Source organism: Paenibacillus sp. LPE1-1-1.1, from assembly GCF_040676435.1.
Classification (GTDB): Bacteria; Bacillota; Bacilli; order Paenibacillales; family Paenibacillaceae; genus Pristimantibacillus.
In genome coordinates this window covers 1,218,665-1,233,932 of record NZ_JBEGHY010000023.1, presented here as the reverse complement: position 1 = coordinate 1,233,932, position 15,268 = coordinate 1,218,665, and the positions used below count along the sequence as shown (strand labels likewise).

The following is a 15,268-nucleotide window of genomic DNA, read 5'->3' as shown; positions in this document are numbered from 1 at the left end:
CATGGCGAAGCTTGCTACGGTGCTTGCTTTTGACCTCGGCGCCAGCAGCGGCAGGGCATTAATCGGCGAGCTGGTGCCGGATGAGGCAAGCGGGCAAAAACAGTTGAAGGTAACAGAGATTCATCGCTTTCCCAATCAGCCGGTTGCGGTGCAGGGGCATTTGCACTGGGATATCCTGCGTCTGCTGCAGGAGCTGAAAACAGGCATCCGCAAAGCATTCCAGCTCGGCTACGAGCCGCAGACGTTCGGCATTGATACTTGGGGAGTGGATTTCGGATTGCTTGACACGAACGGGGAGCTTCTTGGTAATCCCTATCATTACCGCGATCCACAAACGGAGGGTATCGTTGAGGAGCTTAATGCGCTCATAGGAAATGACCGCTTGTACGAGGAAGGCGGCTTGCAGTTTATGCCTTTTAACACGGTGAATCAGCTGTATGCCATGCAGAAGGCAGGATCGCCAAAGCTTGCGGCGGCCAGCACGCTGCTGCTTACTCCGGATTTGCTAGCCTATTTTCTGACCGGGGAAAAAATATGCGAGTTTACGATGGCAACGACGACGCAGCTCTACCAGCCAAAGGAACAGCAGTGGAACAAGGCTTTAATGGAGCAGCTTGGTATTCCAAGCAAGCTGTTCCTCGAGCCGACTCTTCCCGGGACGCGGTTCGGCCGCTTAACCGATGAGGTGTGCGCGGAGCTGGATGTTCCGCCAATGGAAGCGGTCGCGGTCGGCACCCATGATACCGAGTCCGCGGCTGCAGCCGTACCAGCAAGCGGCGATTCTCCGTTTGCTTATCTCGTATGCGGCACCTGGTCACTCCTAGGGACGGAGCTTGCGAGCCCGCTGGTCACACCGGAAGCGCAAGCGCTCGATTTCTCCAATGAGGGCGGAGTCGGCGGAACCTACCAGCTCCTGAAAAACATTATGGGGCTGTGGATTTTGCAGGAATGCAAACGGGAATGGGATGAGCAGGGCCTGGCTTTATCCTTTGCCGATATCGTCGCTCAGGCTGAAGGCGCCGTGCCGTTTCGCAGCCTTATTTACCCCGATGACGCAGCCTTTTATGCGCCGTCCGGCATGATTGGGCGCATTCAAGCTTATTGCGAGGCAACCATGCAGCCGGTTCCCCAGTCAGTGGGAGAAATTGCGCGCTGTATCTTGGAAAGCCTTGCGCTTAGGTATCGTCAGGCACTTACCCAAATGGAGGCCTTGACGAAGCAGTCGTTCCTCGGGCTGCATATGGTAGGCGGCGGCATTCAGAATGAGCTGCTCTGCCGATTTACCGCGAGCGCGATTGGCCGCCCCGTTTGGACGGGACCCGTTGAAGCGAGCGCTGTCGGCAATATGCTGATGCAGCTGGTTGCGCTGGGCCAGTGCGACGGGCTAGCGGAAGCGCGCCGCTTGGTGGCAGACTCGTTTCGAATCGAAGAATACATCCCGGTACAAGCGGACGAGTGGAATACAGCGGTCGGAACCTTCGAGCGTCTAAGCGAGAAACAATAAAAAACCGCCAAAGAACATGTGCTGAAAGGAAGATCCCCTTATGCTGATAGGCATATCGAAACTGATTTCTCCAGAGCTGCTTAAGGTGCTTAGCGAGATGGGGCACAGCGATGAAATCGTTATAGCTGACGGCAACTTTCCCGGTGCCAGCCACGCGCAGCGGCTGATCCGCGCAGACGGTCATTCTATTCCCGAGCTGCTTGACGGCATTTTGAAGCTATTTCCGCTCGATCAATATGTGGAAAAACCAGCCGCGCTAATGCAAGTGGTGCCCGGGGATACGGTACAAACGCCGATCTGGGAGCAGTATCGCGCCATAATTGAAGAGCGAACAGGCTTGACGGAGCCATTTGAGCAGGTGGAACGCTTTGCTTTTTATGAACGGGCGAAAAAAGCGTACGCCGTTATTGCGACAGGGGAAAGCGCGCTTTATGCCAACTTGATTTTGAAAAAGGGCGTTATTGCAGAGAGCTAGCCAGGTCTGGGAATAGATTTACGTAAGCAAAGAGCTGCCATTACGGTTAAAAACCGAGGCAGCTTTTTTGCGTTCGCATTCCTGTAAGAATGTTAACTACGGGCAGATCTTAACCTTTTGGCTCTGCCCGTAGACAGCGAGCGAAGCATTGATTATGATTTGAATATGAAAACGCTATCACAAAATATTCCTATTTTGTTGGCAGGAGGCAAAGGTGCTTGCGCAAATCGATTATCGTTAGTTTATTTGCAGGCTGTTTAGTGATTTTATTTTTTACATTGACCTCGATGATTAAGGTATTCTCCTCCGACTTGAATGAGCCCGTGATGACGGCAGAACTGGATAACAGCTACAGGCTCGTCCTGATTACGCAAGAGCTGGACACCCCTTTTTGGGCAAAGGTGGAGCAGGGGGCGAGGAAAGCGGCCGAGCAGTACGGGGCAAGCTTGGAGGTATGGGGCACATACGGGTCAAACCGAGATGATTTCTTGAAAAATATGGAGGTTGCGATTGCCTCCAAGGTCGACGGAATCATCGTGCAAGGGCTGGATACGGATGAATTTAAGGAATTGACGAAGGTGAAGGCAGCGGGCAGCGGAATTCCGATAATTACCGTCGCCAATGACGTACCGATGAACGAGAGCTTGCGCCGCACTTACGTGGGCTCCGATCATTTGGAGGCCGGCCGTATGATCGCAAGGCAGCTTGTGTCGGATATGGGCTTTGCAGGAATGGTAGTGCTGATGGTGTCCGATCGTCAGGAGGATTTTCAACGCTCCCGTTTGACAGGAATTCTCGATGTGCTTAGGCCTTACGACAAGATAGAGACTAAGATCGTAGCGGCAGGCGATTCGCGCGAGGACGTGGCGGCCGCGACGAACGAGCTGCTCAATGAAGAGCCGGATGCGGATGCATTTATTGCCGTAACGGCAAAGCATGCAGGGTCTATCATACAGGAAATTAGCAAACGGATGCAGGTAGGCGGTTTTTATATTTATTCCTTCGATGATTCGCCGGAGACGCTTACGCTGATGCAGCAAGGCCAGATCGATGCATTGATCGCCCAATCCCCGGAGACCATGGGCAAGAAAAGCGTTACTTATATGGTTAAGTGGCTGACCGGCGAGCAGGTTCCGCTAAACCCTGACGGTTATTTTACGGATATACGGGTATTAAGGGCGGAGGATGCACAGTGAACAGCATTCAGCGGAAAATTTTGACGATGTCGCTTATCCTATTGTTTATTATGGTGACCATCTGGATGGTGCTTACTTACTATAATCAGAAAACGCAGGAGCAGTACAACGATATCTTGCAGCGTTATTTAAGGATGAATGAGGTGACGGACCGCAGCCACCAAACGATTATTTCATTAAATGATTATTTGCAGAAGCCGTCGGAGCTCAAACTGGCTAAGCTTAATCTGAACAAGGAAAGCATGATGATGGCAAAGCTGCAAACGGTGAGCCTGCGCAATCAGGACAATGCTTTTACGCTCGCAAGCTATGTGAATATGATTGACAGCTTGGTGGCCTCTGCTGATCTGTCGGTTATGTATCTGGAGCAAGGCAGCGCGGAGCAATCGGCCGAAAAATTCGAGGAAGCTGCCCGTATCGATAAGTATATCGCCGAGACTACGATTACGCTGATCGACAAAGAGGTACGGACCTATGATGCGTTCTACCGCGGTATTATCGAACAGAGTACGGAACTTAAGCGGCTGGGCATATGGCTGCTCTCCTTCATTACGATTATCATGCTCCTATTTACTTATTGGTTTTCGCTCAGCATAACAAAGCCGATCCAGAAGCTGACGATCGCCGCCAAGGAGCTGTCACGGGGACGCTTCGATAAACAAATAGAGATATTCTCCAACGACGAAATTTCCTTCCTCGCCAAAACCTTTGACCGTATGCGCGTGAATATCAACAATTTAATCTCCGAGATCCAGCAGAAGGCACAGCTCGAGAGCGAGCTGCAGCAGAGCAAGCTGCTCCTTAAGGAGAGTCAGCTGATCAGCCTGCAAAGCCAAATCAACCCTCACTTCTTATTTAACACCTTAGATACCCTCTCCAAAAAAGCATACCTGGAAGGCTCGGAGGAAACGAGTGATCTTATCGCGAATGTAGCGGGACTGCTGCGTTATAATCTCCGCCGCTTGGACCGTTCCGTTACGCTAGCGGAAGAGCTTTCCGTCGCGATGAAATACATAGAAATTCAAAGCGCCCGTTTTACGGACCGGCTCCGCTTCTTGCTGGAGGTGGATGAGCGCTGTCTGTCGGCATGCCTTCCGTGCCTCACCCTTCAGCCGATCATCGAGAACGCGGTCATACATGCTGTCGAGCCGCTGGAGGACGGAGGTACCATTGCGCTTCGCATTTATGAGAAGGACAACCGCGCGATGATTGAAATAGAAGACGACGGCGCCGGCATGTCGGCAGAGAAGGCAAACCATATTTTGACGGAAGGCGGAAATGCGGACGGGACCGGGCATTCTACGGGCATCGGCTTCAGCAACGTTGTCAAACGGCTTCGGCTGTTTGTCGGCGAGGATGACGTAATCGATATCGTAAGCGCAGCGGATTGCGGAACGAAGGTAACGATCAAAATACCGATGACAGGGAGCGCAGCAAAGCATGCTTAAATTATTAATCGTAGATGATGAGCAGATTGAGCGGGAAGGGCTTCAGGCGATTTTGAACAAAGGCTTCCCAACCTGTCAATTTGCGGAGGCAAGAAACGGAGCCAAGGCGATTGAGACCGCTGCAGAGTGGCAGCCTGATCTCGTGTTAATGGATGTTAAGATGCCAGGCATAAACGGGCTTGAGGCCATTGAGCGCATTGCAGCGCTGCTGCCCATGACCAAATTTATTATGGTGACGGCTTACGACACATTCGAATATGCGAAGCAAGCGCTTAAGCTGGGAGTAAAAGACTATGTGCTTAAACCCAGCAAGGCGAGCGAAATCATCAGCATCGTTGGAAAAGTGATCGAGGACATCCGTCTTGAAAAAACGATTGACGCGCAGCAACGGGAGGAGAAGGCAGCGCTGCGGAAAATGATGCCTCTTGTGGAAGCCGATGTCGTCACGCAACTTCTATTCGACCGTGTCCATGATGTCCATATCAGCGATATGCTGCAGCTGCTTGGAGGCGAACTGACGAGCGAAGCTTTTATTTTACTCGTCATGCTGTCCGGCGAAACGCAAGCGGAAGCGATGTATGCCGCGGTTAAAGGGAAGATCCACCAAACGGAGAGCGGCTGGGTCGGCGCGATGTCCGGGCGGCAAATTCCGATTATTGTTTTTCGCGAAGCCGGCAAAACCTATCGTTCCCAAGCTTATTCCCTTGTACAGCAGCTTCTCATGCTCCGGCAGCGAGAGCCGGGGGGAGAACTGCGAATCGGGATAGGGGGACCCTATACCGGGCTGGACAATGTAAAGCTGTCTTATCAAGAGGCTCTGCTCGCGTCGGCGCAAATGGGGCCGTCAGCGAAACAACGTTTTTACGGTGAGGCCGAGGCCGACCGCCCTTCGTCAAGCGACAAACAAGGCAAAGAATCGGAAAAACAATTTATCGAACATATACGCCAAGGAAAGTGGGAGTCGGTAAGAGAAGCGGTCATGGCGCTGCTTGCCAAGCATGATCGGCAGCAAACCCCGCTTACGCGTTCGGCGCAGGAGGTTTTAGAACGATTATGGATGATAGCCCGCGTGGCCGGGGAGATGGGGATAGAAGTGGAAAAGCCGTTATTTTCCTTTCAGGTCACGCAGTATGAACAGCTTAGGGCAGAAACGGAAGGGCTGATAGGCAAGCTTGTTTCCTGTATCGCAGCTTACCAAAGCAGCGTGCAGCCGGATGCTGCCCGGCAAATGAAACAGTATATCATTGAAAATTCGGAAAAGGATATTACGCTTGAAGGCATGGCGCTGAGAATCGGGCTGAGCCCTTTTTACATGAGCAAAATGTTCAAGGACCATGAAGGCATCAATTATATTGATTTTCTGACGGAATGCAGAATCGAGAAAGCTAAGAAGCTGATGGGGGACCCCGAGCGCAGCTTAAAAGAAATTTCGTTCGAGATCGGCTATAACGATCCCAATTATTTCAGCAAGGTATTCAAAAAGGTTTGCGGCGCAACGCCGTCGGAATACCGCAAAGTGATTTTCGGACACCGAAACGTATGATTCCTGCCATCTTAAAAAAGTACAGACGATGGCAAAAGAGTGCTGGAAGAACAGCGCCCTCGGCTTCCGGCACCGTGCTATATTTGTAAATGTAAGCAGTTACATTTTGGAAAATGAGGGAGCGAAGAAAATGGGGAAAAGGTTTACAAGAGGCGGGGCAGTATCGTTTGTATTGGCTTTGGTGCTCGTTTTGACGGCTTGCTCAAGCGGAAACGGCAGCAGCAGCGGAAATGAAGGCGCCAAGTCGAACAATACAGAATCGACAGCCGAAGCAAACGACGTTAAAGCAGGCGATGATAAGTTAGTCATCGGCTTCTCTCTTGATACGCTGCAGGAAGAACGCTGGCAGCGCGACCGCGATTTGTTCATCGCCGCGGCAGAAGCGCTTGGCGCAGAAGTTGAGGTTCAGGCAGCCAACAGCGACGATGCGAAACAAATCTCGCAAGCAGAGAATCTTATCAGCCAAGGGGTGGATGTGCTGGTCGTGGTTCCGCATAATGCGGAAGCGACGGCTGCCATTGTGGAGAAAGCCCACGCTGCCGGCATTAAAGTGCTTGCTTATGATCGATTAATTAAAAATTCGGATTTGGATCTGTACATTTCCTTCGACAATGAGAAAGTGGGCGAAATGCAAGCAGAGGCGATCGTTAAGCTGGCGCCAAAAGGCAAATTCGTTTACATCGGCGGCTCTGAGACGGATAACAATGCGCATTTATTCAAGAAAGGCGCCTTTAATATTTTGCAGCCGCTCATCGACAGCGGCGACATTGAGGTTGTGTTTGACCAATGGACGAAGGATTGGAACCCGGCGAACGCGCTGGCGAATATGGAAAACGCGCTCACCGCGAACGATAACAAAATCGATGCGGTTGTGGCAGCCAATGACGGTACCGCAGGCGGTGTCATTCAGGCGCTTGCCGCGCAAGGGCTATCCGGAAAAATACCGGTATCCGGACAAGATGCCGAGCTCGCGGCAGCGCAGCGGATCGTGGAAGGCACGCAGACGATGACCGTTTATAAACCGATTAAGGATTTGGCGGAAAAAGCGGCTGAGCTGGCGGTAAAGATGGCCAAAGGCGAGGAAGTCGCCGCAGACAAAACGGTCAACAACGGGAAAATCGATGTGCCATCCGTGCTGCTTGAACCGAAAGCGGTTGATAAAACGAATATAGACGCTACGGTTATCGCAGACGGCTTCCATTCCAAGGAAGATGTATACAAAAATGTGAAGTAGCAGCAATTGGGCAAAGCGGGGGAAGAAGCGATGGGGTGCCATGACGCTCTTCCCCTTTTTGTTTCTATAGAAACAATGATCAGATTCATTTGGGCGGCAGCAGCCGTAAACGCTTGACTACGGAGGGGTTCATGAGATGACGGCGGCATTAGAGATGCGCAATATTACGAAGCAGTTTCCAGGCGTTAAAGCGCTGAATGATGTTACTTTTTCGGTGAAAAAGGGCGAGGTGCATGCGCTCTGCGGCGAGAACGGAGCCGGCAAATCAACCTTAATGAAGGTGCTCAGCGGATTATACCCGCATGGCACTTATGAAGGCCAAATTCTAATCAACGGGGAAGAAAGACGCTTCATGAAAATAAAGGATGCAGAAGAAGCAGGCATTGCCATCATCTATCAGGAGCTTGCTCTGGTCAAGGATCTGTCAATAGGCGAGAATTTGTTCCTCGGCAAGGAGCCGGCTGTCTTCGGGATTATTAATTGGGAGCGGGTATTCAAGGAGAGCGAAAAATGGCTGAAGGAGGTCGGTCTCCTTGACGTTAACCCGGAACAATTAATCGGAGAGCTGGGCATCGGCAAGCAGCAGCAGATCGAAATTGCCAAGGCGCTGTCCAAGAAGGCGAATATTCTTATCTTAGACGAGCCGACCGCCGCTTTGACAGAGCAAGAGGTTGATATATTGCTCCAAATCCTGCAGGAATTCAAGAAACGCGGCGTTACCTGCATTTATATCTCTCATAAGCTAAACGAGGTTTTTGCCGTAGCCGACACGGTCACGGTGCTGCGCGACGGACAATCGGTCGGAACTTACAACATTTCGGATATTCATGAGGACAAGGTGATTTCGCTTATGGTCGGACGGGAGCTCAAGGAGCGATTCCCGCGGATGGAAGCAAAGCCGGGCGAGGTCGTGCTGAGGGTGAAGGATTACACGGTCATGAATCCGGAACGGCAGGGCAAGAAGGTGATCGACAATCTCAGCTTCGAGGTACGCAAAGGGGAAATACTGGGCATAGCCGGTTTGATGGGAGCGGGGCGCACAGAGCTGGTGATGAGCTTATTCGGATCGTACGCGGGTCAAAGCTATGGAACGGTTGAAATGGAAGGTAAACCGGTGAAGATTAAAAATACCCAGCAAGCGATAAAAGCAGGCTTGGCGCTCGTATCGGAGGACCGGAAAAAATACGGGCTCGTGCTGGGGATGGACGTGAAAAGCAACGTGAGCCTTGCGAGCCTTGGTTCGATATCCGCAAGCGGCATCCTTCGCCATAATGAGGAAATTGCGGCTGGTAACCAGTATTTACGTTCTCTCCGGGTAAAAGCAAATTCGGTGGAGACGATCGTCGGAACGTTAAGCGGCGGCAATCAACAAAAGGTAGTTATCGGCAAATGGCTGATGACTGCCCCCAAGCTTCTTATCCTGGATGAGCCGACACGGGGAATCGATGTGGGAGCCAAATTTGAAATTTATACGATCATGAACGATTTAATCAAGCAGGGCGTATCCATCATTATGGTATCGTCGGAGCTTCCGGAGCTGCTTGGGATGAGCCACCGAATTATTGTGATTGCCGAAGGCAGGCAAACCGGGGAGTTTCTGGCGGAAGAAGCAACGCAAGAACTGATTATGACCGCCGCAACGGGAGGAAAAGGAAGATGAGCATGAATCAAGAAACCGTATTCAGTCCGGGCAAAACGAAACAGCGTCCGAATTGGTTCAAATTCGATGCGCGCGCTTATACGATGATTGGAGCCTTAATATCCATTTGGGTATTGTTTTCGCTGCTGCATGACCGTTTTTTATCGCCGACGAATATTTCGAATTTATTTTTGCAAATGTCGGTTACCTCCATTTTGGCGATTGGAATGGTCCTGGTCATCGTTGCGGGCCAAATTGACCTATCGGTGGGTTCGCTGGTCGGCTTGACTGGCGGGATCGCCGCGATCCTAAATGTCTGGTACGAGTGGAATACGATACCGGTTATTCTAGCTACGCTGGCCATTGGCGCTGCTATCGGATTCATACAGGGGTGGATTATTGCATACCGGGCGGTGCCGGCCTTTATCGTCACCTTAGGCGGAATGCTTATCTTCCGCGGCATTTTGTTCGGAACGACCGGCAGCGTGACGATTGCTCCGCTGACGCCTTCCGTGAAAGCGATCGGACAATCGTATGTAGGAGACCTTATCGGGTGGATTTTTGGAATTGCGGCATTGGCGGTTGCCGGCTATATGGTCATGCGGAAGCGGACAGCAAGAGCTAAATTCGGATTCGATGTCGAGCCGTTTGCGGTAAGCATTCTCCGTTTAGGCGTGATCGGCGCCCTTGTCATCGGCTTTGTATATTTAATGAACAGCTATAAGGGCATCCCGGTTCCCTTTGTGATGGTTATTGTTCTCTCGCTCATTTTTACCTTCATCGCGAAAAATACGACGTTTGGCCGGCAGGTCTATGCGATTGGCGGCAACCCGGAAGCGGCGCGTTTATCCGGAATCAACATTAAGCGGCGAATCCTGCTTGTGTTTGTGCTGTGCAATACATTAGCGGCGATTGCCGCGCTTGTGCTGACGGCAAGACTGAATGCGGCAACGATGAGCGCCGGTCAAAACTATGAGCTTGATGCTATCGCAGCCTGCGTAATTGGCGGCACAAGCTTGATGGGAGGCACCGGCACCATTGCGGGAGCCATAATCGGTGCACTCGTCATGGCAAGCCTGGATAACGGCATGAGCTTAATGAATTTAGAATCCTTTTGGCAGTATATCGTCAAAGGTGGAATTCTGATTCTTGCGGTGTACGTCGATATTTATACAAGGCAGCGGAAAAAGGTCTAGCGTGCAAGTGGTTAAGGCTTTATTCCGGTTTCTTGCTGCGGTACTGCATCCGAAACGCTTTTGGCTTGGTATTCGCGTGCTTGGTAAAGCACCGGACGAAATAGGGAAAGGAGCCAAAGCCCGTGTCCTCGGCTATTTTGCCAACCGGCTCATCCGTATGGATGAGAAGACGCTTGGCCTGTTCGATCCGATGGCTTGTTAAATATTCGAGTGGAGTGCAGCCGAACGTTTTTTTCATGCAAATGGCAATATAGTTGGGGTGAAAATGGAGCTCCTCCGCCATCTGCTTATACTTGAGCGGATCTTGATAATGCCGGCGCAGGTACAAAGCCGCGGCTTCGGCAATTTGAAGCTGCGGACTGTCGGCAGCGGCTCCGCTTTCCTCCTGGAGATGCTGAAGCAGCTCGTGAAAAAGCTGCTGCTGCTTCCAGCGCGAATGAGCGGAGGGCTGCTCGCGCAGCCGGTGCAGCTCGCGCATTTGGGCCTCAATGGCTAGCGGCGATTGCAGGGACCGGTGCCTTGGAAGATGAAACGGAAAATAATCAATATGGGCATAGGGCTGGCTCTGTCTTGCTAATGCAAAAGGAAGTTTCTCTGGCGATTCGCTCCATTCCCCGACCGTTTGAAAGTGAAGCCAGTAAAAATGGGTTTCCTCGCTGCACGGCATCGTTGATCGGTGGGAACGGTCGGGACGCAAAATCGCGAATTGACCGGCCGAAATATGGAGCGGTATTTCTTCCTCCTCCATATATAAACAGCCCCTAGTGACGAATATGAGATCGAAGACACCGATGAGGGAACGATCGGCATGCTTGCCTTGAACCGGGTAGGTATCTTCGCCCCCATCAATGTAATGAGGCATAGGCGGACAAATGAATTGGAACATTCCCCTTCGCTCCTTGCTGCAATCTATTGGGATAATCATAAGCGATTATGGTTTTATGCGCAAAGCTATCGATTATGTTTGATGTTGTGATTAGATAAAAAGTAGTTGGGATCAGCTATCCAAGCAAGCCCTTTCCGCGTGTTATAGTCGGGTAGTAAACATATCGGCAAAGGGAGTGAAGAATGAAGCATGAGTAAATTACATGAAGCATTTAAAGCGCTGCCGTTAGGGAGCATTAAGGCTGAAGGCTGGCTGTACAATCAGCTTCGGATACAAGCAGACGGATTAACAGGCCATTTGGAGGAGCACTGGGAAGACGTGGGTCCTAATAACGGCTGGATCGGCGGAAATGGCGAGAGCTGGGAGCGCGGACCTTATTATGTGGACGGGCTGCTGCCGCTAGCCTATATATTGGGCGACGAGAAGCTTATTGCCAAAGCGAACCGATGGGTAGAATGGTCGCTCGCAAGCCAGCAGGAGAACGGTTCATTTGGTCCGGCTCGCATCGAAACGGTAAACAATGACGTCGATAAGCAGCATGACTGGTGGCATTTCATGATTATGCTGAAGGTGATGATGCAGTTTGAAGAGGCGACGGGAGACGAACGGATTGTCCCGTTTCTGAGCAAATTTCTTGGATATGTACGCGCTACAATCGAAGAAATACCGCTGAGCGGGTGGGCAAAGTCGCGCGGATCAGAAATGCTGCTATGTATTCTGTGGGTGTACAAAAAAACAGGTGACAATGAGCTGCTGAAGCTGGCCGACATCGTTGCGGGCCAGACATTAGATTGGACGGATATCTTTCATGATTTCCCTTTCTGGCGAAAGGTCGAACAATGGGATTGGCGGACCCATGTCGTCAACGTGGCAATGGGAATCAAAACGCCCGGCATACTTTATGAGTTATCCGGAGAAGAGCTTCAGCGCGATGCGGTCCATCGCGGTATCGACAGCCTGATGACCTATCACGGGCAGGCGCATGGCATGTTCTCCGGCGATGAATGGTTATCAGGCACGCATCCGAGCCAAGGCGTCGAGCTTTGCGCGGTAGTGGAGTACATGTATTCCATGGAACAGCTTACCCGGATTTTTGGCGAAGGGCGCTTCGGCGATATTTTGGAAAAGGTGGCATTTAACGCGCTGCCGGCAACGATTTCCAAGGACTGGACCTCTCATCAATATGATCAGCAGGTGAACCAAATGATGTGCAACGTAGCACCAAGAAATTGGAGCAACGGCGCAGACGCGAATTTGTTTGGCTTAGAGCCTAACTTTGGCTGCTGTACGGCAAATATGCATCAGGGCTGGCCGAAGCTGGTTTCGCATCTATGGATGACGGATGCAAGCGGCGGCCTGGCCGCTGTATCCTATGCGCCTTGCCATGTAAAAACGTATGTTGCGGGCGGGGAAGCAATCGAAGTTCGCGTAAGCGGTGAGTATCCATTCCGGGATTCGGTTGCGATTGAGCTTCGCTTGGATCGGTCTGCGACGTTTGGCATTTCACTGCGTGTGCCGGAGTGGTGCGCGGAGCCTAGCTTGCTTGTGAACGGCGAGCGGGTCGTGCTGGAGAGGGTGAAAGGATATGCAAAAATTGAGCGCGAATGGAATAGCGGCGATAAGCTGCTGCTCCAGCTGCCGATGGAGGTGCGCACCGTTTCCCGCAATCTATACGCGATAAGCGTTGAACGCGGACCGCTTGTGTATGCTTTGCCAATCGCGGAAAATTGGCAGCTGCTGCGTGAGCGCGAAAGGTTCCATGATTGGGAGGTTTATCCGGCCTCTGCATGGAAATACGGCTTGCTGGCTGATACGGACTTCGAGGTTACCGTGAGCAGCGAAGCCATTCCTTATCAGCCTTTCGATGCATCCGCTGCACCGGTTCGCCTGAAAGCGAGAGGCAAGCTGGTGAGCGACTGGCGAATGGAAGGCAATAATGCAGGTACGCCGCCGCTCAACCCGAATACCGAGGGGCAGCCGACGAAGGAGCTTGAGCTGGTCCCTTACGGAAGCGCTAAGCTGCGCATCGGAGAATTCCCGCTTCTTGGACAGCGAAAGCCGGTTGCAAGGCATCCGTAAGCAGCCGTCATCCTTGCATGGTCAAACCAAAAGACTCCTTAGAGCCCAAAGGCTGTAAGGAGTCTTTTTTTGTATAGACGGTCTATTCTTTTTTAAAGAAGCCATTAAAGATTTCTGCCGTTTTTTTCTGATCAGGCGTTATCGAGAATAGGACAAAGTTTCCGTTCCGGATAATCTGGTAGTTTTGTGCCTGCTCATATTGATCCTCCAGATAGGATTCGTACGTTTTCTTCACCGTTTCGGCGCGCTTCTCGAAAGCTGCTTTGACGTCGTCGTAGTCTTGATCCGTTTTCAGCTGCACAACCGAAAATTCACCGGCTTGGATCACCATCTTGGGTTGATAAAAAATGCCGTCGACCAGCTGTGTTTCCGTGTCGATGCCATAGGTCTCCTTGATCTGATCGCCCTCCACGGGTTTGAGAGGCCCAAGTCCGGCATCGGCTGCTAATTTGGCCGCGATATCGGCAACCGTAAATTCCGCGGACGGGTTCTCCGGATCAGGCTTAGTCGTCGGCTTTGGCGTAGGCGACGGAGTCGCCATCGTGAGCTGTGACGGTTTGGGCGTTGCTGTCGGCTTCACGCTTGGCTTCAGCGTAGGAGCCGCTGTAGCTGAGGCTGGCTTCTTAGTCGGCTCTGCTATAGGTGACGGCTTTGGCGAAGCAGCGGGTTTTTTCGTTGGCTTCGCAGTCGCTTCCGGTTTCCCGTACGTTTCAATTGACGGCTTATCGGTGGCAGCCGGCTTAGCCGCAGCTGCGGATTCCGTCGGAGCCGGCGAGGCTGCTGCTTCTTCCGTCACAGCCGGCGTAGGCAAAACGGCAGCTTCAGGTTCTTCAGTCGGAGCGGTCTTCCGCGGCTCGTCCGATTCACCGGCTTGAGGAGATATATTTACGGAGCTATCGCTATTTTCCGGCTGGTTGCCTGCATTGCTGCAGCTAGCCGAGATGACTGCTGCGGCTACAGCCAATAAAGCAATGGATAAATATTTCTTTTTTAGCTTAAACATCATATTAACCCCATTTAAACGTCGTTATTAAATGTAGACGCTAGAAGAGGGACAAAAGTTGCTATTTTGACGATTTACGACATTTTTCCATGCGATAAACATTAGGAAATCACTGTATTATGCAGCTATTTCCGTGCCTGTGACGGCGTCATTCCTTTATATTGCTTGTACAGCTTCGTAAAATAATTCGGATTCTCGCATCCGACCTTTGCGGCGATTTCGGTTATCGTATCGTTACTCTCTCGAAGCAGGCGCTCGGCCTCGTTCATCCGGCTGACGTTTACATATTCGACGAACGTACGTCCAGTCAGCTTTTTGAACAGCTTGCAAAAATGGTAAGGATTCAAGCTGACCTGCTTCGCAGCCTGCTCGATCGATATTTTCTCGCAAAAATCGGACTCGATTCGCTGGATGAGCCGTTTAAACCGGTCACGGTTGACAAAGTAGGGCTCGGCCGGTTTGCCAGCGAGCTGGCGCTCGAGAAAGGTGCGGGAGAGCAGCGTAAATAATGCATGCAGCTTAGACTTTACGACAAGCTGATAAGCGGGCGGCTTTGCCGCGAGCTCGGCCACCGCTTCATCGAGCAAAGGGAAATAGCGCCGGCAGCTTTCCTCTTGTTCGGTTGGCTTGACTGGAAAATGAAGACGGCCCTCCAGATAAGGGGCAACAAACTGCGCGTGCACAGGATCATGAACCCAATCATTGAAGAGGGAAGCGTTCAGGACGACGCAATCATAATAAATATGCCCATAGCCTAGGGCGTAGCCGACATGCAGTCCGCCGCCAGGGATGATAATGACATCGCCTTCATTGACAACGTATGGCCTGCTGTCGATATGAAACAACGCGCTGCCTTGCCGCATGACGATAATTTCGAAATGCTCATGCCAATGCAGATAGAGGATGCAGTCATTCGGCTTGACATCATGGCAGTGATTTTGAAACAGCTGTATCGGATAACTTTTATGCTCCAAACGGGTATTTTCCCGCAGTTCCTTAGGATAGGACATCTCCTGTTCACCACCACAAGATTAGACTAGTATTGCGCAAGATTGTATAGAGTAA

At 51.5% G+C, this 15,268-nt stretch carries 12 protein-coding genes; 9 read left to right on the top strand and 3 right to left on the bottom strand.

Annotated elements, in window-relative coordinates:
• Position 1 precedes the first annotated feature (1 nt).
• The 8 genes from MRBLPE1_RS22620 (at position 2) to MRBLPE1_RS22585 (ending at position 10,235) form a co-directional block, all read left to right on the top strand.
• Positions 2 to 1,504, top strand: coding sequence for a rhamnulokinase (locus MRBLPE1_RS22620; protein WP_364149561.1), 1,503 nt, complete (start codon positions 2 to 4; stop codon positions 1,502 to 1,504).
• 40 nt (positions 1,505 to 1,544) lie between these two features.
• Positions 1,545 to 1,979, top strand: coding sequence for an L-fucose mutarotase (gene fucU / locus MRBLPE1_RS22615; protein WP_364149559.1), 435 nt, complete (start codon positions 1,545 to 1,547; stop codon positions 1,977 to 1,979).
• Positions 1,980 to 2,197: 218 nt separating this feature from the next.
• Positions 2,198 to 3,175 carry a substrate-binding domain-containing protein gene (locus tag MRBLPE1_RS22610; protein WP_364149557.1) on the top strand — a complete coding sequence of 326 codons (978 nt, stop codon included), beginning with the start codon at positions 2,198 to 2,200 and terminating at the stop codon, positions 3,173 to 3,175.
• Positions 3,172 to 4,623, top strand: coding sequence for a sensor histidine kinase (locus tag MRBLPE1_RS22605; RefSeq protein ID WP_364149555.1), 1,452 nt, complete (start codon positions 3,172 to 3,174; stop codon positions 4,621 to 4,623). Before MRBLPE1_RS22610 ends, MRBLPE1_RS22605 begins: the two co-directional genes overlap by 4 nt.
• Positions 4,616 to 6,166 carry a response regulator gene (locus tag MRBLPE1_RS22600; RefSeq protein WP_364149553.1) on the top strand — a complete coding sequence of 517 codons (1,551 nt, stop codon included), beginning with the start codon at positions 4,616 to 4,618 and terminating at the stop codon, positions 6,164 to 6,166. The genes MRBLPE1_RS22605 and MRBLPE1_RS22600 overlap by 8 nt, the downstream gene beginning before the upstream one ends.
• A gap of 130 nt (positions 6,167 to 6,296) precedes the next feature.
• The gene (gene xylF, locus MRBLPE1_RS22595) at positions 6,297 to 7,400 is read left to right on the top strand and encodes a D-xylose ABC transporter substrate-binding protein (protein ID WP_364149552.1); all 1,104 of its coding nucleotides are present in this window, start codon (positions 6,297 to 6,299) and stop codon (positions 7,398 to 7,400) included.
• A gap of 136 nt (positions 7,401 to 7,536) precedes the next feature.
• The gene (locus MRBLPE1_RS22590; RefSeq protein WP_364149550.1) at positions 7,537 to 9,060 is read left to right on the top strand and encodes a xylose ABC transporter ATP-binding protein; all 1,524 of its coding nucleotides are present in this window, start codon (positions 7,537 to 7,539) and stop codon (positions 9,058 to 9,060) included.
• Positions 9,061 to 9,062: 2 nt separating this feature from the next.
• A complete protein-coding gene (locus MRBLPE1_RS22585; RefSeq protein WP_364149785.1) occupies positions 9,063 to 10,235 on the top strand; it encodes a sugar ABC transporter permease in 1,173 nt (390 codons plus the stop codon).
• 19 nt (positions 10,236 to 10,254) lie between these two features.
• Here MRBLPE1_RS22585 and MRBLPE1_RS22580 read toward each other — a convergent pair whose 3' ends face one another.
• Positions 10,255 to 11,121, bottom strand: coding sequence for a helix-turn-helix transcriptional regulator (locus MRBLPE1_RS22580; RefSeq protein WP_364149548.1), 867 nt, complete (start codon positions 11,119 to 11,121; stop codon positions 10,255 to 10,257).
• Positions 11,122 to 11,310: 189 nt separating this feature from the next.
• Here MRBLPE1_RS22580 and MRBLPE1_RS22575 point away from each other — a divergent pair, with 189 nt between their 5' ends.
• Positions 11,311 to 13,200 (top strand): beta-L-arabinofuranosidase domain-containing protein, encoded by a 1,890-nt coding sequence (locus MRBLPE1_RS22575; RefSeq protein WP_364149547.1) that lies wholly within the window; start codon positions 11,311 to 11,313, stop codon positions 13,198 to 13,200.
• 82 nt (positions 13,201 to 13,282) lie between these two features.
• On the opposite strand, the gene MRBLPE1_RS22570 is transcribed toward MRBLPE1_RS22575, so the two are convergent.
• Together MRBLPE1_RS22570 and MRBLPE1_RS22565 are read right to left on the bottom strand one after the other, a co-directional pair.
• A complete protein-coding gene (locus tag MRBLPE1_RS22570) occupies positions 13,283 to 14,203 on the bottom strand; it encodes a DUF4358 domain-containing protein (RefSeq protein ID WP_364149546.1) in 921 nt (306 codons plus the stop codon).
• A 125-nt stretch (positions 14,204 to 14,328) separates the two neighbouring features.
• A complete protein-coding gene (locus MRBLPE1_RS22565) occupies positions 14,329 to 15,213 on the bottom strand; it encodes a helix-turn-helix transcriptional regulator (protein WP_364149544.1) in 885 nt (294 codons plus the stop codon).
• Positions 15,214 to 15,268: the final 55 nt, after the last annotated feature.